The organism is Paraburkholderia sp. A1BS-2L (assembly GCF_051125205.1).
Classification (GTDB): domain Bacteria; phylum Pseudomonadota; class Gammaproteobacteria; order Burkholderiales; family Burkholderiaceae; genus Paraburkholderia.
This window is the reverse complement of sequence record NZ_CP120432.1, coordinates 210,849-231,306: the sequence shown is the minus strand read 5'-3', so window position 1 is coordinate 231,306 and position 20,458 is coordinate 210,849. Positions and strand designations below refer to the sequence as shown.

Below are 20,458 nucleotides of genomic sequence, written 5' to 3'. Positions count from 1 at the left end.
TGTGCGACTGATCCCCCCTCACGACCGCTATGGAGTCGGGTCAGAGGACACACCATGGAACGAATCGAAAACCGCACATACGCGGAGTTAAACGTTGGCGACTCGGCGAGCCTGGTGCGAACGCTCACACACCGCGACCTCGAACTGTATTCCGCCATGGCTGGGGATGCGACCACCATGAGCCTGGAGCAGGGCATCGCACGAAGTGCCCCTTTGCCGAATAACGTGGCACACGGCATGTGGGCCGGCGCCCTGCTCTCGACCGTAATCGGCACGCGCCTTCCCGGTCCCGGCACTGTCTGCGTGGACCAGTCCCTTCACTTCGCGAAACCGCTCGCACTCGGCGACACGATTACCGTGTCGGTACGCGTCACCGGCAAGGACGACGCCAGCCATCGGGTCACACTGGAGTGCCGTGCTGTTAACCAGCGTGGCGGGGACGTCATCACGGGCATTACAGAAGTCGTTGCTCCAACAGAAAAAATCCTGCGTCCGGCCGAAGCGCTTCCCGAATTCGAACTATTCGAGAAAGGTCGACGCTACACGCGTCTCATCGCAATGACGCGCGGACTCAAGCCGTTACGAACCGCCGTCGTGCATCCAGTGGATTCGGCATCACTCGCGGGTGCTATCGAGGCCGCGCGTGCGAACCTCATCGTCCCGATACTTGTCGGACCAGATGCAAGCATTCGCGCGGCTGCGGATCGGGCCCAGCTTGATCTCACGCCCTGTGAGATCGTGGCCACCACGGATAGCGAAGCTGCGGCCGCGCAAGCCGTGGCGATGGCTCGAGCCGGCAGGGTCCAGGCGCTCATGAAAGGCGCGCTTCACACCGATGAACTGATGCACGCCGTGGTCGACGACGAGCGCGGCTTGCGCACCGCGCGACGTATCAGCCACGTCTTTGCGATCGACGCGCCCGCCTATCCAAGGCCGTTGTTCGTCACGGACGCAGCCATTAACGTTTCTCCCACGCTCGACGACAAGCGCGACATCATTCAGAACGCGATCGATCTCGCACATGCGCTGGGCATTGCCGAGCCTCGTGTCGCAATACTCTCCGCCGTCGAGACTGTCACCGCGAAATTGCGCTCCACGCTCGATGCCGCGGCGCTCTGCAAGATGGCCGATCGCGGCCAGATCACCGGTGGCATCCTGGACGGGCCGCTCGCATTCGACAATGCGGTATCCGAAGAAGCTGCGAGGACCAAAGGTATCAAATCCCCGGTAGCGGGCCGCGCCGATATCTTCGTTGTGCCGGATCTCGAAGCCGGCAACATGCTTGCCAAACAACTCGAGTATCTCGCCGGCGCGGAGATCGCAGGCATCGTGCTAGGCGCCCGCGTACCCATCATCCTGACGAGCCGTGCCGATAAAACGCTTGCACGGCTCGCCTCCTGCGCGGTCGCGTTGCTGCTCGCGCGCCATCAGGGCGGAACGAAGCCGTGAGCGATACCATCCTTGTGCTGAACGCCGGCTCGTCAAGTATGAAGTTCTCGGTTTTTCCAGGCCACAGGCTACCGAGTCGCCAGGATCTCGTCTGTGAAGGCGAGTTCGAAGGCATTGGACATCAACTGCATTTCATCGTGAAAGATCGTGCAGGTACGTTTCTGGCCGATGATTACCCTCCCGGAACGACGCATGAGGACGCTCTCTCCGTGCTACGACTGTGGCTCGATCGTCGCTATCCAGACCAATGCGTGATGGCGGCCGGGCATCGCATCGTGCACGGTGGCCTGCGCTATACGGCGCCCGTTCGCATTGACGCGACCGTCATGACCGAACTCCAGCGTCTCATCCCGCTGGCGCCGCTTCATCAGCCACATCACATTGCCGCAATTCAGGGCGTCTCAAAGCTGCACCCTGCGCTGCCGCAAGTCGCCTGCTTTGATACCGCCTTCCATCATACGCAATCTGCGGTGACGACTGCCTTCGCCTTACCGCGAAAAATGGGTGACGAAGGCATTCGGCGTTATGGATTTCACGGGCTTTCCTACGAATACATTGCGAGTGTGCTCCCGCAGTTCATTGGGCGCGAGGCCGCTGATGGTCGCGTGATCGTTGCACACCTGGGACGCGGCGCAAGCATGTGCGCGATGCGGCGTCGAAAAAGCGTGGCAACGACAATGGGGTTTACCGCGCTCGATGGCCTGCCGATGAGTCGCCGCTGCGGAACCCTTGACCCGGGCGTCGTCCTCTATCTGATGCAGGAGAAGGGTATGTCGGTCGACACCGTCAGCCACCTCCTCTATCAGGAATCAGGCCTACTTGGCGTTTCGGGCCTGAGCGACGACATGCGTGTCCTGCTGGCGAGCGACGAGCCTGGCGCGCGAGACGCCGTCGATCTGTTCGTCTACCGCATTGGAAGGGAACTGGGTTCCCTGGCTGCAGCCCTGGGCGGCCTCGATGCGCTGGTTTTCACTGCAGGCATCGGAGAACACGCAAGCGAAATTCGACGCCGGGTCTGCGAGCAGGCAACGTGGCTCGGTGTGGATCTGAACGACATTGCAAACCGGTCCGGCGGCCCGCGCATCACCCGCGACGAGAGCCAGGTGCGAGCCCTGGTCATTCCGACGGATGAAGACCTGATGATCGCACAGCACGTCTGGACGCTTCTCGGGCGTCAGGCGCAAGGCGTTTGAACCCCGGCAGCAATACGGGACGCAATCGGCAATGGCGGTGTGTCGCCTATGGCGCTGAACCGTACATCGGTTTGGATCAAACGCGCAGGAAGGAGGTAGGCATGAACCAGGATCAGCTGTCCTATGAGGCGGGCCAGCCAGCAGTCGAGCAGGCCGCTATCCAGTGCGGACTCACGGAGGCCGAGGCGGCTCGGCGCCTCGACCAATTCGGCGAAAATGCGCTGGTCGAGCATCACGTTACCGTGCTCGAGCGGCTCGCTCACTTCTTCTGGGGGCCGATCCCCTGGATGATCGAAATAGCGGCAGTGCTCTCGGCCACGCTAAAGCATTGGGCAGACCTTGCGATCATCCTGACAATGCTTCTGGTCAATGCTGGCGTCGGGTTCTGGCAGGAATTCAAGGCCGACAATGCCATTGCGTTGCTGAAGAAGCGCCTCGCACTGAAGGCACGCGTGCGACGCGATGGTGTCTGGAAAGACATCGAAGCCCGGTTTCTCGTCCCGGGCGATCTCGTCCTCGTCAAACTTGGCAATGTCATCCCGGCCGACCTGAAGCTCGTCGATGGCGCTTACCTGAGCGTTGACCAGGCGGCATTGACCGGAGAGTCACTGCCGGTCGACAAGAAGATCGGCGACGAGGCTTACTCCGGATCGGTGGCCAAGCAGGGCGAAATGCGCGGCATCGTGACTGCAACCGGCATGAACACCTATTTTGGCAAGACCGCCCATCTTGTGGAACAGGCTAGAACCGTCTCCCACTTTCAGCGCGCCGTACTGCGTATTGGCAACTTCCTGATCATGGTGACAGTCGGGCTCGTGTTGCTCATTGGGCTCGCCGCCCTGTTCCGCCACGATCCGCTGGTCGAGACAATCCAGTTCGCGCTGATCCTGACCATCGCCTCCATTCCCGTTGCGCTGCCCGCTGTCCTCTCGGTCACAATGGCCGTCGGTGCCGAACGCCTCGCCGCGCTCAAGGCGATCGTCTCGCGTCTGGTTGCCATCGAAGAGATGGCAGGCATGGATCTGCTATGCAGCGACAAGACCGGGACGCTTACCAGGAACGAGCTCACGCTCGGAGACATCGAGCCCGCACAAGGCGTGCGACGCGACGATCTCATGCTGGCAGCTGTCCTCGCCTCGCGCCGCGACGCGCCCGACGCGATCGATGCAGCCATCCTCGCCGCGATGCCATCAGATCAGTCGTCAAATCGCTACGCGATCACAGATTTTCATCCCTTCGACCCGGTCGCAAAACGGGCCGAGGCCGACGTGACATACGAGGGCAGGCACTTCAAGGTCACCAAAGGGGCGCCCCAGATCATCGCCGACCTCTGTGACCCCGACGAGGATGCAAGGCGCGCAATTGCTGCGAGCGTCGAACGCGCCGCTGCGCGAGGCTTCCGTACCCTCGGTGTCGCCCGGACCGACGAGACGGGCAAGTGGAGCTACCTTGGGCTGATGCCGCTATTCGATCCGCCGCGCGAGGATTGCGCACAGACAATTGCTGCGACCCGTGAGATGGGCGTCGACATCAAGATGGTGACGGGTGATCACGAAGCGATCGCCAAAGAGATCGCGGGCCAGCTGAAACTCGGACAGAACATCGTTGTGGCTGAATCCGTGTTCGGACACGACAACGAAGGCGAGCAGCTCGCGCGCATCATTGCCGCAGACGGCTTTGCCCGGGTCTTCCCCGAGCACAAGTTCAAGATCGTCAAGACGCTGCAAACTGCAGGCCATATCGTCGGCATGACTGGCGACGGGGTCAATGACGCCCCCGCATTGAAGCAGGCCGACGTTGGAATCGCGGTAAGCGGGGCGACCGATGCCGCGCGCGCAGCCGCCGATCTTGTGCTAACGGCGCCTGGCCTTTCTGTTATCACAAAGGCCATCGAAGAGGCCCGGCGCATCTTTGAGCGGATGACCGGCTATGCAATCTACCGGATCGCCGAAACCATTCGATTGCTGCTGTTCATGACCGCGAGCATCCTCGTCTTCAATTTTTATCCAGTCACGGCGATCATGGTCGTGCTGCTCGCATTGCTGAACGACCTGCCCATCATGATGATCGCCTACGATAACGCTCCGCTTGCGATGAACCCTGTGCGATGGGATATGACGCGGGTGCTGACGATCGCTTCTGTACTCGGCGTGTTCGGGGTCCTGAGCAGCTTTGGCCTGTTCTGGTTCGTTCGTGACCACCTGAAGCTCGCGCTGCCGCTCGTGCAGGCCCTGATCTTCCTGAAGCTGCTGGTTGCCGGGCATATGACGATCTATCTCACGCGCAACAAGGGGGCGGTCTGGCATCGTCCCTGGCCAAACTGGCGGCTGGTGGTGTCGTGCGAGACAACACAGGTGATCGGGACGTTGGCGGTCGTCTACGGCTGGTTCATGGCGCCGACGGGCTGGACCTACGCGCTCATGGTCTGGGGCTATGCGCTTGTGATGTTCGCGCTCGCAAGTGTGGTCAAGATCAGCGTATACAGGCTGCTTGACCACCGCGCGGCTCGCCAGTCACGTCATCTCGCGCGGGTCGAGCAACACCTTGCGCCGTTACCGAAAGGAACCTGAAGGCGCGGCTTTAACAAGCTGCCCATTCGGCTTGACATAAATCAACGTGAAGGTCGTTCATGGGCAATAGTCTGACAATCGTCATGACAGTCCTGTACTACAGGCTATGCCGGGTAACGGGCGCGCCTCTATTTGGTTGACGTTACATGACAGGCGGCGACCAGACATCGGCGTGGCGCTACGGACGGGCGAAACGTATTCCGCATGTGCCACAACCGGATCTGGGCGGGCAGACATCGCCAGTATGCCAATGGCGGTCGCCGCTGCAGTGACGAGGAGCGCAATTGCAGTTCACGGGCCAGACAAGGCGCGACTGGAATTCGGATGGAGCGGGAGTTGGATCGATATGAGCCCGGATCAGCGGACACAGGATAAATCTCAGGTCGAGGCCGGTGAGACTCCGGTGAGTGGAAGCCAGGGCCTGACCGAGGACGAGGCGGCCAGGCGACTGGCGAGGTTTGGCGAGAATGTCCTGAGCGAGCACCACATTACCGCATTCGAGCGCCTGGCGCGTTTCTTCTGGGGGCCGATACCCTGGATGATCGAAATCGCCGCCGTCCTGTCTGCAGTGCTTGAGCACTGGGACGATTTCGCCATTATCGTAACCATGCTGCTTGTCAATGCGGGCGTGGGGTTCTGGCAGGAATTCAAGGCCGACAATGCGATTGCGCTCCTGAAGCAGCGGCTCGCGCTCAAGGCGAGGGTGCGCCGCGACGGCCAGTGGAAGGACATCGAAGCTCGCCTGCTCGTTCCGGGGGATCTCGTGCACGTGAAGCTCGGCAATGTGATACCCGCTGACCTGAAACTCGTGGACGGAGAGTATCTGAGCGTTGATCAGGCAGCATTGACGGGCGAATCGCTGCCCGTCGACAAGAAGGCTGGCGACGATGCCTATTCCGGTTCGATCGCGAAGCAGGGAGAAATGAGCGGTGTCGTGACCGCAACCGGCATGCAAACGTATTTTGGCAAGACAGCGCACCTGGTCGAACAGGCGAGCACCGTCTCGCACTTTCAGCGCGCCGTGCTGCGCATTGGCAATTTCCTGATCCTGGTTACGATCGGCCTTGTCCTGCTCATCGGTCTGGCCGCTTTGTTTCGCCGCGATCCTGTGGTCGAGACGATCCAGTTTGCTCTCATACTGACGGTCGCATCGATTCCCGTTGCGCTGCCTGCGGTCCTGTCCGTCACTATGGCTATTGGAGCGGAGCGTCTGGCGAAGCTGAAAGCCATCGTTTCGCGGCTGGTGGCGATCGAGGAAATGGCGGGCATGGACCTGCTGTGCAGCGATAAAACCGGAACGCTCACCAAAAACGAGTTGACGCTGGGCCAGATCGAGCCCGCGGCATCGGTCAAGCCTGAAGAACTCATGCTGGCCGCGGCACTGGCCTCTCGCCGCGAGGCGCCGGATGCGATCGACGCCGCCATCCTCGCCGGCATGCCGTCCGGCGCGACGAATCGCTACACGATCAAAAGCTTTCGCCCGTTCGACCCGGTCGCCAAGCGCGCAGAGGCGGACGTCCAGGGCGAGGGCCGCGGCTTCAAGGTGACCAAAGGCGCCCCGCAGGTTGTCGTCGATCTCTGCGCACCGGACGAGCACACGCGCCGCACGATCGCTGATAGCGTCGAGCAGGCGGCGTCGAGAGGGTTTCGCACGCTCGGTGTCGCGCAAACCGACGAAACGGGGAAGTGGCACTACCTGGGACTTCTCCCGCTTTTCGACCCGCCGCGCGACGACTGTGCGCAGACGATCGCGGCCACCCGCGAGATGGGCGTCGGGATCAAGATGGTAACGGGCGATCACGAGGCGATCGCGAAGGAAATCGCGGGGCAACTCAAGCTTGGCCAGAACATTGTCGTCGCGGAATCGGTTTTCGAACATGACAACGAGGGCGAGCAGCTAGGGCGCATTCTCGCCGCAGATGGTTTTGCGCGGGTGTTCCCGGAACACAAGTTCCGGATCGTCAAGACGCTGCAGGATGCCGGGCATATCGTCGGCATGACGGGCGACGGTGTGAACGATGCTCCAGCGCTCAAGCAGGCCGACGTCGGCATCGCGGTGAGCGGCGCGACCGACGCAGCACGCGCCGCGGCCGACCTCGTGCTGACCGCGCCGGGTCTGTCGGTGATTACGACGGCGATCGAGGAGGCGCGGCGGATCTTCGAGCGCATGACGAGCTACGCGATCTACCGGATCGCCGAGACGATCCGTCTGCTGCTGTTCATGACGGCGAGCATTCTTGTCTTCAACTTCTATCCAGTGACTGCCATCATGGTCGTGCTGCTGGCCCTGCTCAATGATCTGCCGATCATGATGATCGCGTATGACAATGCACCGATGGCCACGAAGCCCGTAAGGTGGGACATGGCGCGCGTGCTCACCGTCGCGTCCGTACTCGGCGTTTATGGTGTGATCGAAAGCTTTGGCCTGTTCTGGCTCGTACGGGATTACCTCGCCTTGCCACTGCCGGTCGTGCAGGCACTCATCTTCTTGAAGCTGCTCGTTTCCGGTCACATGACGATCTACCTCACGCGCAACAGGGGCGCCGTGTGGCAGCGCCCCTGGCCCAACCTTAAGCTCGTTGTACCGTGTGAACTGACCCAGCTTGCCGGCACGCTGGTGGTCGTCTACGGCCTGTTCATGGCCCCGACCGGCTGGCGTTACGCGCTGCTGGTCTGGGCCTACGCGCTGCTGTCGTTCGGTGTGGCAAGCATGATCAAGATCGCTGTGTACCGTCTGCTCGATCACCGCGAAGCGAGACAGGAGCGTCATCTGTCACGTGTGGAAGGCAATCTGATGCCGCACGCAACGAAGTTTCGTTGACCACGGGGCCGGTCGTGCGCAAGCCCTCACGGCCCCGTTGCCCATTCACATCATGGAAATGTATATGCCGAAAGAACCCTCGATCAAAACATCCGGGCTGTCGTTGCTGAGCGTACCCGCATTCTGGCCCGTGGCCATGGCGCAGGCACTTCTCGAGGAAGGTGGTGAGCTTTACGCAAGGAACCTCAAGTTCATCGACGAAGAGATCAGGATCCGCGAGGAGTCAAGGCCAAAGCTCGCAACGGCGAACCAGATCCGTCTGGACCTGCGCACGATGCTGCTGCGGGACTATGGCAAGCCGGATGGCCACGTACCGACTCTGGTCGTCGCGCCCTATGCCGGACACACCGCGGTGATCGCCGACTACCGCCAGGGGCAGAGCCTCGTCGAAACCTTGCTTGCGAACGGCATAGGCCATGTGGCGCTAACCGACTGGAAGTCGGCCACGCCCGACATGAAGGACCTGGAAATCGACAACTATCTGGCAGAACTGGTGGTGGCCATCGACGACCTGGGCGGGCGCGTGAACCTCGTCGGGCTTTGCCAGGGCGGCTGGACGTCGGCCATGATTGCGGCGCGCTTTCCCCAGAAGGTGGCCAAACTCGTGCTCGCGGGCTCACCGATCGACACCGATGCCGGAAACGGAGCGATCAAACGGATGGTGCACACGTCGCCGCTGTCGTTCTACGAGGAACTGGTCGAACTGGGCGGCGGCCTGATGAAAGGTAAATTCATGCTGCAGGGCTGGAAGAACATGCACCCGGACCAGCACTACATCCAGCAGCATGTCGATCTGTACGAACATATCGACGATCCCTCGTACCTCGCGAAGGAGGAAGCGTTCGAGAGCTGGTACGAAAACCCGATCGACCTGCCGGGACGCTGGTACCTCCAGGCGATCACGCAGCTTTTCAAGGAGAATCGGCTCGCGAAAGGCACGTTCGTCGGGCTGGGCCGCAGGCTCGACCTCCACGACATCGTCTGCCCCGCGTTTTTGCTCGCGGGTGCCGCGGACGACATTACCACGCCCGAGCAGGTCCTCGATGCCAGCCGGTATCTCGGTACAGCAAAAGACCTGATTGTCCGGAAGACCGTCGCGGGCGGGCACATTGGTCTATTCATGGGGGCGAGAACGCTGTCGGAACACTGGCCGCAGATCGCCCGATGGATCGCGGGGCAGTGAGGCCGATGATCGACGAGGGCGCGTCGACCGTGCCATGTTCATGGCGCCAGGGGGCATGACGCGCAGGCTGGGAGAGGCAGGATGAAAATCGATTCCGGTGACTTTCGGGTACGCGAGGGCGCGCTGGTTCAACTCGGGAAGTGGCCCACGCGCGTGGCCCCGGTCTACAAGTCGAAGAGCCAGTATCACGCCATGCTGGACGAACACATCCGGCACTTGAGCGAGCAGCAAAGCCTGCTCTATGCCGATGATCGTTACGCGGTCCTGTTCATCTTCCAGGCGATGGACGCCGCGGGAAAGGATGGAGTGATCAAGCACGTCATGTCGGGTGTCAATCCACAGGGCTGCCAGGTGTTCAGCTTCAAGCATCCGAGCGCGCAGGAGCTTCAGCACGATTTCCTCTGGCGTACCACGCGCGACCTGCCTGAGCGCGGCCGCATCGGCATCTTCAACCGCTCGTATTACGAGGAAGTACTGATCCTGCGGGTGCATCCGGAGATACTGGCCGGTGAGGGCGTGGCCTCCCACGCGGGCACCGGCGAGAACCTGTGGCAGGGCCGATATCGCTCGATCAACGATCTCGAGCGTCACCTGCATCGCAATGGCACGTGTATCGTAAAATTCTTTCTGCACCTCTCGAAGGAGGAGCAGCGCAAGCGCTTCCTCGCGCGCATCGACGAACCCGACAAGAACTGGAAATTCAGCACGGCGGACATCGAAGAGCGCAAGTTCTGGGCGCAGTACATGAGTGCCTATGAGCAATGCCTGAGTGCGACGAGCACAGATGCAGCCCCCTGGTACATCGTGCCTGCCGACGACAAGGAGAACGCGCGGCTCGTCGTGTCGCAGATCATTCTGGATACGTTCGAGCGCCTGAAGCTGCGCTATCCCGAGACAACGCAGGCGCGACGAAGGGAACTGGCCGGGATTCGCAGCCAGCTCGCGGGAGATGAGGGCGGTTAAGCGCCGCCGGAAAGCGAGACACACTGAACGCCGGAGTCGCTCGGCGCTGCGCCGCGGATTTCGCCAGCGCATTGATGACCTGCACCTTTGCATGAAGGGATAGTCTGCGAAAGCCGGCCGCAGGTGAGGGTCATGCACGTGCAAGGCATCATAACGGATTCCCGACAGACAGGCCATTACCATGAGTGAAGCAAGTGACAACGAAGTGTTGATCTCCGATAACGCGGGGGCTGTCAACCATCATTACCGGTTTCACATGCAGCACCTTCATCTCAGTTCGGTGTTCGGCGACGACTGGTTCGGGCGCAAGGCCGAGCACTTCGCGCGTTTCTTTGGGACACCGACCTTTCTCGTGGCGCAAACCGCGATAGTTGGCGTGTGGATTGTCGTGAACGTACTGGGATGGACAAAATTCGACGTCTACCCGTTTATTCTGCTCAATCTTGCGTTCAGCCTCCAGGCTGCGTACGCCGCACCGATGATTCTGCTTGCACAAACGCGCCAGGCGGACCGTGACAAGGCACATGCGGACGCCGACGCTCGTCACCGCGAAGACCTCGCCAAGGCGAGTGAGCAGCGGCAGGCGTTAGCTGCCCAGCAAACGGAGCAGCTCGTTGCCCTGCTTGAACAGAATACCCGTCTCACCGAAATGACAAAGGCACTGAGCGAGCGTATTGAGGCCCTGACACTCGAAGTGCACGGCAAGCTGACGAAACACAAGGGAGATGCGTAGCGCCGTCTGACCAGCCAACGAGACACTGCAGGAGGCGTGACCGACCTGCAGTGTGAGTGAGCCACGTGTGCGCCAGGCCCAGACAGCCCCGGCTTCGTGCGCTTTCTGTGCCTCTGCGCGCAGCCGGCGTCGGAGTTCGCGCACGAGCATCCACGCGCCCATCGCAATCGCCACCGTAAAGAGAGCCGTCAACGACGTCAGCCATGCGGCGCGCACACGCCAGTCCGCATAGACCTCATTCAGCGCGGGCGCCACATCGACGATGGACGGCAAATCGCCTACTTGAACTTGTTCTCGTACGACCAGTCCTCACCCTGCGGAGCCATATCGGACTGACGTTGCCCGCGATTTTCGCATCCGCTAACCGAGCACTTATTATGCCGCTTCCTTTCGCTGTGCGGCGTGCCAGTCTTGTTCAAATTGCATCGGACTGACGTAATTCAACGTCGAGTGCAAGCGCGAATGATTGTAGAAGCTCAACCAGTCGATTACCTCGTCCATCGCTTCGCGACGCGTCGCAAAGCGTTTGCCGTGGATGCGCGCCTGCTTCAGCGATCCCCACAGGCTTTCGGTCGGTGCGTTGTCCCAACAATTTGCTCGGCGACTCATCGAGCTTTGCATGCCGTAGCTCTTGAGCAGGTCCTGAAACTCGGCGCTGCAATATTGGCTCCCACGGTCGCTGTGCACGATCAGACCGGTCTCGGGGCGACGACGGAACCACGCCATACGCAACGCGTCAGAAACCAGCTCCGTGCGCATGTGCGGCTTGAGCGACCAGCCCACGACCTGGCGGCTAAACAGATCCAGGATGACCGTCAGGTACAGCCAGCCCTCGTCGGTCCACAGATACGTGATGTCTGTCGTCCAGACCTGATCGGGCTTCGCCGGCGAGAAGTCGCGTTGCAGCAGGTTCGGTGCGACCGGAAGGTTGTGGCTGCTGTCTGTCGTGGCCTTGAAGCGGCGTTTGGTCCGCGCCTTGATGCCATGCAGCTTCATCAGCCGTTGAACCCGGTCCTTGCTCACGCGAATGCCTTGCGCAAGCAGCTTTTTCCACACGCGCGGCCAGCCGTACTCGCCTTTGGATTCGGCGTGCACGGCCTTGATGTGGACCAGCAACGCATCGTTGCTGATACGTCGGCGCGGCCGATCAGGATCAACGTCTCGGGCCTTGCGGTTGTGATAACCACTGGGGCTGACACCCAGCGCCTCACAGGCCACGGATACCGGCCATTGTCGGCTGTGCCGCTCAATCCAGGCATACTTCACGCCGACCTCTTCGCGAAGTATGCCGTCGCTTTTCCCAGGATGTCGCGCTCCATGCGCAGCTTCGCGTTCTCTGCCCTGAGTCGCGCAATTTCCATCTGTTCGGCCGATACCTGTTTGCCTGCGCCAGCGAGCTTGCCAGCCTCGTCAGCCTTGAGCCAGCTGTTTAGCGTCTGCGTACTGATGCCCAGAATCTTTGCCACCGCCGCCTGGCTCTGGCCGTTACGCACCATGCGAACCGCCTCAACCTTGAATTCCAGCGTGTACCGCGCCCTCGGGTTACCCATTGCTCAATCCTCCGTCACTGAAGTTTTACACACTCTCAATAACGGATACGTTTTTCGAGGGCAAGGTCAGACCAGTGTGGTGAGTTGCGGCTTAACAGGTCGCTGAAATACACCACTGACGCGGCCTCGCTCCAATTACGCGGCTCTCGCGGCAAGATCTTTCGCATTGCGCAAATTCAATGCGAATTCAACGTCCTCTTAAGCGCTTTGAGGCCAATTCCTGGCCTCATGTGCGCGTTTACCGTCACTATGGACGGACCTGTGCTAAGGATCGCAGACGCACGAGGTTGTAGGTGGCCATATTCAACACAAACATCTGATCCACCTTCTTCAACCCGCGCACCATCGCTTGGCGCATGCGCCCCGCGGTCTTCGCCCAGCCGAAGCCTTGTTCGATCAGCTTGCGCTTTTGCTGAGAAATGGCGTAGCCCACGCTCGAGGCAATCGTGTCGCCCACCGCCGAACGTCGCCCCGCAGTATTTTGCGCTACGTGCGGTGTGACCTTCATCTCGTGGCAGGCCTCGATGAATTCCTGTGCGTCGTAACCCTTGTCCGCACCCAGCGTGATCTCCGCGCTCGCATCCTGTACCGCTTGCCGCGCGTCGTTGATCATGATCTTGGCCGCTTTGCCACGCAATGGGAAGCGCCCAGCATGCGCATCATCCCTCAAGTTCCGCAACATGCCTCAGGAAGGCTTGCCCGGACCAGCATCCGGGCAGGGAATCAAGACGTCATCGACATTGTCAGTGACGTCGAGTGCGACCTTGAGCGACGGAATCGCCAAAGCCCAAAGATCGCGAGGTGACCGGCAAGCGCGAGGGAGCATGGCTCAGCCGCGTATCAGACATGATCAATCGCTTGAGCCGCGAATTTGACCATGGCGACGCGTTCGTTCCCCAATGCGGGTGCTTTCTCATTCCGCTTGTGCTCGCGCAGGTGGTAGGGCCGTTGGGGTGTTTGCCGATGCGCAGATCCGCCATCCAGTTCTTCCCCCTGAAGGAGAAGCCGACATATCAAGTCGCCACTCCGGGCTCACGTGATGTGGTCTTTTGATCCAGGTCAGTTGCACCAGGCTATTCAGCGAATAGGCTGGTTTTCAGGTTGCCATCACCTGACCTGCGCTGATGCGGCACGCTGTTGATCTGCCAGTTACTGTGCACGCGGTGGCCGACTGAGAAAAGGAGACGGCTGAGCCATTTCGCCTGCCTGCTTCCTTTGGCTAGGTGGTGGGGTGCGGGCTTAGCTGTCATAGCGTCGCCCTTGAGGCGGTTAGAAATCCGTCAATTGCGGCGCCCCACTAGCGGAAGGCCCGTTGTAGTCGGGGATATTCCGGAAGAGAGGATGCCATGAGGCAAAGTAATGCGCTCCGCGGTCTCATATTTGTCATTGTTTTATGCGCAGGTTTTCTTCTTTCGTACCACGAAATCGTTATCGGTTCGTACACGGAAAGCTTGCTTATCATTCCCGCGACATTGGTCATTTCCTTTCTGCTCAGTTCATCGCTCAGAATCGCCAATCAGTGGGAAAAAGCCATTGTTTTGCGATTGGGTCGCATTCGTTCAGTCAATGGCCCGGGAGTATTTTTTATCATCCCTATTATCGAGACGATTCCGTACTGGATAGACACCCGTGTGATTACGAGTGCCTTCAAGGCCGAAAAGACGCTTACGAAAGACACCGTGCCGGTCGACGTCGACGCGGTACTCTTCTGGAAAGTTATTGACCCCCGAAAGGCCGCCCTGGACGTTGCAGACTATTGGAGTGCCATCACGTGGGCCGCACAAACGGCCTTGCGCGACGTCATCGGAAAAACGGTACTTGCGGACATGCTCGAAGGCAGAGAGAAAATCAGCGATGAGCTTGGTCGGATTATCGACCAGCGCACCGAACCATGGGGTATCACTGTTATCTCTGTTGAAGTCAAGGACGTTTTGATCCCTTCGTCACTCGAGGACGCGATGTCGATGCAGGCGCAGGCAGAACGGGAAAGGCAGGCACGCATAATTCTGGGTGATTCGGAGCGGCAAGTCGCAGAAAAATTTGGCGAAGCCGCAAAGCGCTATGTCGAGGACCCAGTCGCGCTGCATCTCAGGGCAATGAACATGCTCTATGAGGGATTGAAGCAGAATTCTACGATCGTTGTCGTCCCAAGTTCAGCGGTGGAGACAATGCAACTGGGCTCCATCGCCGGACTTGCTGCACTCACAAAGCAACTGAATCAGGCTTCGACGATGGGCCATAGGGCGTCAGGCGCAGAGCGCGGGGAGCCGTCGGAGAGCGAGGTTGACAGGACGAGTGAAAATAACCGGCAACTCGAAACATCGGAGCAATTGACCTAATTTACGTATACATCCGGTTATCGGACGGGCGGGAAGGAAGTTGGAATGAGTACCGAACCATTACTCGTAGAAGAAGCAGAGTCCCTGACGATCAGCCGCGGTTACCTGTTTTCCGCAAACGGAGTCGGCCGGAAGATCAACGTGAATGAGGCTGTCGAGTGGCTGACGCACGATGATAGCGAGAAAGGATTCCTCTGGCTGCATTTCCCTGACGTCCCGAGTATCCTGAGCGGCTGGCCGAGGCGGCTTTTGAATTTGCCTCCGGGGTTCGGCGATACGCTTCGCGAAAGCTTGCGCTCGACCCGCATCGAGCACGTCAATCAAAACCTCATTGCCGTCGTCAATGACATCGACTATGACTTTGAGCGAAAAGGCCCGCTCAAGGTCGCAACGCTGTGGGTAAGCGTTGGGGCGCGCTGCCTTCTGAGCGTTCGAAGTCTTCCTCTGCGTTCAGTCGATCAATTGGCGCACGAAGTCGAGGCCGGGGTCACGTTCCCTAGTACGATGGCGCTCCTGATAGGGCTTCTTCAGCGACAGGCAGATCTCCTGTTCGGCATCGTGCGCAGTTCGACCCGAACAGCCAACGAGGTCGAAATAGCCTTGCGTGCCGGAAAACTGCCAAAGCGATCGAGTCTGGGTGGTGTTCGTCCCGACCTTGTGCGACTGCGGCGCCTGTTAGTGCCGGAGCCAGCGGCCCTGTTTCGACTCATCAACCGACCGCCCCTTTGGGTGCGGGAGGAGGACGTACAGTCATTGAGGCAGTCTGCTGAAGAATTTTCGGTGGCATCCCGTGACATGGCAAGTCTTCGGGAGCGTGTTCAGTTGCTCGAAGAGGAAATCGCAGCCAACGTTGCCGAGCATACCAATCGGAGCGTGCTGATACTGACTGCCGTGACGGTCATCGCTTTGCCTGTCAATCTGATTTCTGGCCTGCTAGGCATGAACATAGGCGGCCTTCCCTTTCGGCACTCGGATAACGGCTTCCTGTTCGTTGTTCTGCTGTCGTCGATCCTGACGAGTTTGAGCGCATGGCTGATTTTCCGGGGAAGACGGGACTGAATTTGCGATCGTGAGTCTCACTTCGGTCGTGCGCTACATGTGGCGTCCGTCACCAGTAAGCCTTGCGGGATCAGATCAGGTTCCGGATTAGCCTTCGAAGTCCCGCAAGTGCAAACCTCGCAATTGCCGCCAAACTCTGGAAAAGTCATTTGGCCGTCCAGACGACAGCTCCGCATCGCAATCCGCCGCTCGCCTGCCGAAAGCGCATATCACATCATCAAACGACACAAACGCACTGGCGGTCTCAAACAGGTGGGTGCTTTCGCCTGCCGACTCTGCTCGTCGGACGAGATCGCTCAGGAGCAACTTCGCGACCAGTTCAGGTCGGCTAATGCCAAGCGAAGCGAATTTGACCTCTCCGCCGCAGTAGACGATGGCCGATCCGGTCATTACCCGATATGTGCCGCTGTGCGTGGTGCCATCCCGGGATCATTCGGACATTGCGTCGCCAATTGTCGACGAGGCAGTTGAACAGGCGAAAGGGAGTCGCCAGCGACCCTTGCGCCGAAGGACCTCATCGTTGTCCATACACTCAGAAAAGCATACCTTCCGGTCAACAGCCATTCCACCGATGGCGGTGAAGGTACCGCTTTCAGTGATTACGTGAATATTTACCTGTCCGCCAAATCGCTCTGAACTGAGCGATCGGCCATTACTTCCTGGCATTTTATAACTTTTGGCCGAACTCAATGAGCCAGTAAAGAACTGGCGCCTTTTCTATGCTCCGATCAATCTCTTGCAATGTGACTCCAGTGGCGCAGAATGGCTTGCGCTGAACGGTCATCGGCAGCAGAGACGTCGCACGACCACACAGAATAATCCACTCGGGAACGTGCCTCACGCACCGCACTTTGTTACTCCCCGTGCCGCTTCACCTGAGATAATTTGGCAACCGGATTATATGCCTGCACCGAACTGGGTCCACTCGCAGTCACAGGCAGCTGCCCGACTTGCATCATGGGAAATCTCACGCTGCGCACGCTTTACGAATCGATCTGCGTTATCTCCTGCGCGTCGGTGCCAGCCTTGAGCTTGCCGTTTGGCGCATCCTTGTCCTCCAGCAACGGCTGCAGCACCGGCGCCATCGACTTGAGCAACTGTACCGCCATCGCACTCGTGAACGTGTAACGTGCCGCGTACGGCTCGTGCACCCACGCGGTGATCGCGCCATAGAAGCGGTCGCCGATCACGAACACAAAGGTCGCACAGCGGTTCACCTTGCGCGACTCAATCAGGTGCGCGCCCTTTGCGTAGACGTTGAAGCGCTGGTCGCCCGTGCCGGTCTTGCCGTAGACCGTCAGCGTCTTGCCATCCGGGAGCGTCATGCCAGCGGCGAGGCGCGTCGCCGTGCCGCCCTCCACCACTGATGTGAGCAGCTCGCGCACCACCTGCGAGATCTCCGGCGAGATGAGCGGCTGCGGTGGCGTAGTCGCATGCAGGAAGCGCGTTTCGTAAGGCGTGCCGCGCGCGAAGTCAAGCGATTCGAAGCTATGCGTCGGCAGCTTTGCGCCGTTGTCGGAGACGAGGCCGATCAGATACGCGAGCGCCGACGGCCGGTCGCCCGCCGCGCCGATCGCCGAGGCATACGAAGGCGTGATGTTGTCAAAGGGATAGCCAAGCGCGCGCCACGACCTGCCGATCGCGGTATAGGCCTTCAGCTCGATCATGTGGCGGATGCGCCGGTCCTGGGTGGCGTGATAGCGCGTCTTGAAGAGCCACCTGTAGGTATAGAGGCGTGCGTCGCGGCTTTGTTGCTGGACCTGATCGAGCGTCGCATTGGGATGGGCGCGCCGATCGTTCAGCAGCCACAGTTCGAGCGGATGGATACCCGCGATATAGCCGCGGTCGTTGAGGTTGAACTTGTCGATCGCGTACTTGCTGTAGTACTTCGCGAGGTCTTCGTCGTCGAGCCCCTGGAACCGGGTGTTCTTGAGCTGCGCACGCATCTGCGCGTTGAACCACGCCTGGTCGCCGTTCGGGTTCACGCTGCGCAACACCGTCGCGATCCGCGCCGGGCCCTTGCGCGTATGCTGCAGCAGGACTTGCAGCGACTCGTCGCTGTTCATGCCCTGGTAGCGCGTGTAGAAACGCTTCATATAAACCTGGCTTTCGGCGTCGGCGAACTGCGTGAGATAGTGGTTGCGCACCGCCGGATCGTCGAGGTATTTCGCGGGCGGCCCCGCGACCTGGAACATCTCGTAGTGGACGATGTCGCGCATGAGCCGCACGAACACAAGATTCACCGAATGCTGGAACGCGCGCTGCACGGTGAGGATCTGCGCGTTGTCGCTCGATTCGAAATTATTGAAGGTCTGCGCGCCGCCGCCCGTGTAGAAGACCTCGCCCGGATTCGCCGAATACTTGCGCTGCACGGCCGCTTCGAGCATGGCAGGCAGCGACCGGTCGGGCGTCGTCGAGAGATAGTCGAGCGCCCAGCGCGTGAGCGCATCGCCCGGGTCGACCTGCGGAATCATCGCGCGCAGCGTCTTCGCATCGTCATTCGCGTACTTCGCGTGCAGCACGCTCACGATCTGCAGATACGTAATGAGCGTGCGCAGCTTGGCCGTCGAGCCGAGATTCAGGCGCGCACCGGAATTGATGTCGAACGGCTCGTTCACGCTGTCGGTCTGCACGCGCATGAGATTCTCGCCTCCGCGGCGCTCGAACAGCGTGAAGCTGTATGCGATCTTCGAGGGATCGTCGGCAGGCTTCAGCATCTCGAAGCCCACGAGGCCTGCTGCGCGCGCGCCCTCCCTGGTCGCGGCATCGGTGAGCCGGTCGCTTACGGCCTGCTGCACGGCGTCGTCGAGGGTGGACGCCGCCGAAAGATCGAGGCGGTCGATATCGTAGATCGTCTTGAGACCCAGCGCCTGCATCAACTGCGTGCGCATCGTGAGCACCGCCTTGCGCTCCACGTAAGGGACGGCCGGGCGCGGCGCGGGCTTCGAGCGGCTGAGCGTGAGCTGCGTCTCGAGCGCGGCGTCGCGCAGCGTGGGCGAGATCACGCCGCCGTTTGCGAGCAGACGCAGATAGCTGTCGGTGAGCTTCGCCAGCGCGTCGTTGTTCTTTTGCAGGAAATACGAGGGCGCACGCTGGGCGATCAGCAGCGACAGCACCTGGCGGAACGCGAGCGCCTGCTCATCGAGCGTCGAGTTCGAAATGGGCTCGCGCAGGATGCGATTGACGTCGCCGAAGTCGCGCCCGTACCAGGCCGCGAGGCCGTCGCCGATGCCGTTGATCTCGCCTACGCCCGGCCTCGCCGAGAGCGGCACGGAATTCAGGTAGTGCACGAGGATCTGCTGGCGCGCGGGCATCGTCTGCGGGCCGTCCAGATAGGCGCGCACCGAGGCCGACGCGATCTGGCGCAGCTTTTCCGGCGGCGTGGCGGTGCGCCCGCCCGTGGAGTGGCGAAACTTTTCGATCTGCGTGGCGAGCGTGCTGCCGCCCGGCGTGTGCTGATGCCTGTTCACGAGGCGCAAGCCCTGATCGACGAGCGCGCGCGAAAAGCGCCCCCAGTCGATGGCCGGATTGCGGTTCGGCTGGTCGGCGGCAAGCAGATATTTGTCCTCGATGAAGAGCAGCGAATCGCGCACCAGCGGCGGCACAGCCTCGAAGCTTTCGTAGACGCGCTGCGGATAGCGTGTACGGAACAGCAGCGAGCCGTTCGCGTCGCGCAGCACAATTCCCGCCTGGTCCTTTTCCTCATAGGGGAGGAAGAGTCCCTCGTCGGCGAGCGAAATCATGCGTGCCGAATCGCGCGCCTGCGCCGCGACGGTGAAGCCGCGCTTTTCGAGCCGGTCGGTGAACGCTGGCAGCTCCGCATAGCCAAGCCGCACATCGTACGGACCATTCGTTGTGGGAAAGCGGATGCTGTGGCTCTGCCCCGGCTCGACCGCGAAGCCGATGTCGCGTGTGAGTTCTGAGAGGTAGTGCGCCTGCAGTCTAGAGGTGTCGATTTCGATCTGGACAATGCGCACCACGATGGCGATGGCAGCCAGCATAGCGACGACCAAAGCCCACTTGATCCACCGCCAGACTGAACCGGCATGGGTGGCAGGAAGAGGAGAACGGACCGACGGGCGATTCATGATTGTTCTCCTGGACGTCGCGTCAGATCGACCAATACACCTCCCAGATAGTCTAACTTGCTGGTTGATTCATGTGTGGCCATGTCGCACGATGGCGGCGTCAGTCGCATGGCTATGACCAACAGGTCCACCGGGCAGGTACGACCCGGGCTCGATGATGCCATGCCCGATCTCGGGAGGCTGAGTTCGCCAGAGCGCCCACCAAAAGCCAGGCGGCCTGGCGCCCGGGAGGCGACGCACGTGAGGTTTCACCGCACCTCTGTGGCCTGGGCGCCGCCTGCACCAGCCCGTCCGCGCGCTGACCTATCCACCGATGCCAGGTCCACGGTACCGCGAAAGCGCGGCGGCCACCGCGGTCACAACACGCGCAGGATCTCCCGAAAAGGCTCACCGATCTGTTCCGGTATCATCCACTCATCCAATACGCTCGGGCGCACCGCCGCGATGTATAGCCTGATCGGCCCAGCACGTCTCGACGGTCCCGATCCCGAGCCGTACCTGCGTCAGGTA

11 protein-coding genes and 1 pseudogene are annotated in these 20,458 nt (G+C 60.7%); 9 read left to right on the top strand and 3 right to left on the bottom strand.

Annotation, left to right across the window (positions count from 1 at the left end; translation table 11 throughout):
• Positions 1-54 precede the first annotated feature (54 nt).
• From P5W98_RS34835 to P5W98_RS34805, 7 genes are all read left to right on the top strand, one after another.
• Positions 55-1,449, top strand: coding sequence for a bifunctional enoyl-CoA hydratase/phosphate acetyltransferase (locus P5W98_RS34835; RefSeq protein WP_421029059.1), 1,395 nt, complete (start codon positions 55-57; stop codon positions 1,447-1,449).
• Positions 1,446-2,642, top strand: coding sequence for an acetate/propionate family kinase (locus P5W98_RS34830; protein WP_421029058.1), 1,197 nt, complete (start codon positions 1,446-1,448; stop codon positions 2,640-2,642). Before P5W98_RS34835 ends, P5W98_RS34830 begins: the two co-directional genes overlap by 4 nt.
• Before the next feature lie 101 nt (positions 2,643-2,743).
• Positions 2,744-5,212: a plasma-membrane proton-efflux P-type ATPase gene (locus P5W98_RS34825; protein WP_421029057.1), complete on the top strand. Its 2,469-nt coding sequence runs from the start codon at positions 2,744-2,746 to the stop codon at positions 5,210-5,212.
• 346 nt (positions 5,213-5,558) lie between these two features.
• On the top strand, positions 5,559-8,033 hold the full coding sequence (locus P5W98_RS34820; protein WP_421029056.1) for a plasma-membrane proton-efflux P-type ATPase: 2,475 nt from the start codon (positions 5,559-5,561) through the stop codon (positions 8,031-8,033).
• Positions 8,034-8,097: 64 nt separating this feature from the next.
• A complete protein-coding gene (locus tag P5W98_RS34815; protein ID WP_421029055.1) occupies positions 8,098-9,216 on the top strand; it encodes an alpha/beta fold hydrolase in 1,119 nt (372 codons plus the stop codon).
• A gap of 81 nt (positions 9,217-9,297) precedes the next feature.
• Positions 9,298-10,179 carry an ADP-polyphosphate phosphotransferase gene (locus P5W98_RS34810; protein ID WP_421029054.1) on the top strand — a complete coding sequence of 294 codons (882 nt, stop codon included), beginning with the start codon at positions 9,298-9,300 and terminating at the stop codon, positions 10,177-10,179.
• A 181-nt stretch (positions 10,180-10,360) separates the two neighbouring features.
• Positions 10,361-10,912 (top strand): DUF1003 domain-containing protein, encoded by a 552-nt coding sequence (locus P5W98_RS34805; RefSeq protein WP_421029053.1) that lies wholly within the window; start codon positions 10,361-10,363, stop codon positions 10,910-10,912.
• Between the two features lie 375 nt (positions 10,913-11,287).
• Here the strand turns inward: P5W98_RS34805 and P5W98_RS34800 are convergent.
• Positions 11,288-12,462, bottom strand: a protein-coding gene (locus tag P5W98_RS34800; protein WP_421028881.1) for an IS3 family transposase whose coding sequence is annotated in 2 segments (ribosomal slippage) — positions 11,288-12,213 and positions 12,213-12,462 — 1,176 coding nt in all. Because the reading frame shifts where the segments join, the coding sequence is not laid out codon by codon here.
• 247 nt (positions 12,463-12,709) lie between these two features.
• Positions 12,710-13,123 (bottom strand): annotated as a pseudogene (locus P5W98_RS34795) (transposase); the annotation flags it as partial.
• Between the two features lie 685 nt (positions 13,124-13,808).
• On the opposite strand from P5W98_RS34795, the gene P5W98_RS34790 reads away from it, so the two are divergent.
• Together P5W98_RS34790 and P5W98_RS34785 are read left to right on the top strand one after the other, a co-directional pair.
• A complete protein-coding gene (locus P5W98_RS34790; RefSeq protein ID WP_421029052.1) occupies positions 13,809-14,801 on the top strand; it encodes a slipin family protein in 993 nt (330 codons plus the stop codon).
• Between the two features lie 45 nt (positions 14,802-14,846).
• The gene (locus P5W98_RS34785; protein WP_421029051.1) at positions 14,847-15,860 is read left to right on the top strand and encodes a CorA family divalent cation transporter; all 1,014 of its coding nucleotides are present in this window, start codon (positions 14,847-14,849) and stop codon (positions 15,858-15,860) included.
• 983 nt (positions 15,861-16,843) lie between these two features.
• Here the strand turns inward: P5W98_RS34785 and P5W98_RS34780 are convergent.
• Entirely contained in the window at positions 16,844-19,948 is a 3,105-nt protein-coding gene (locus P5W98_RS34780) for a transglycosylase domain-containing protein (RefSeq protein ID WP_421029050.1), read from the bottom strand.
• Positions 19,949-20,458 lie beyond the last annotated feature (510 nt).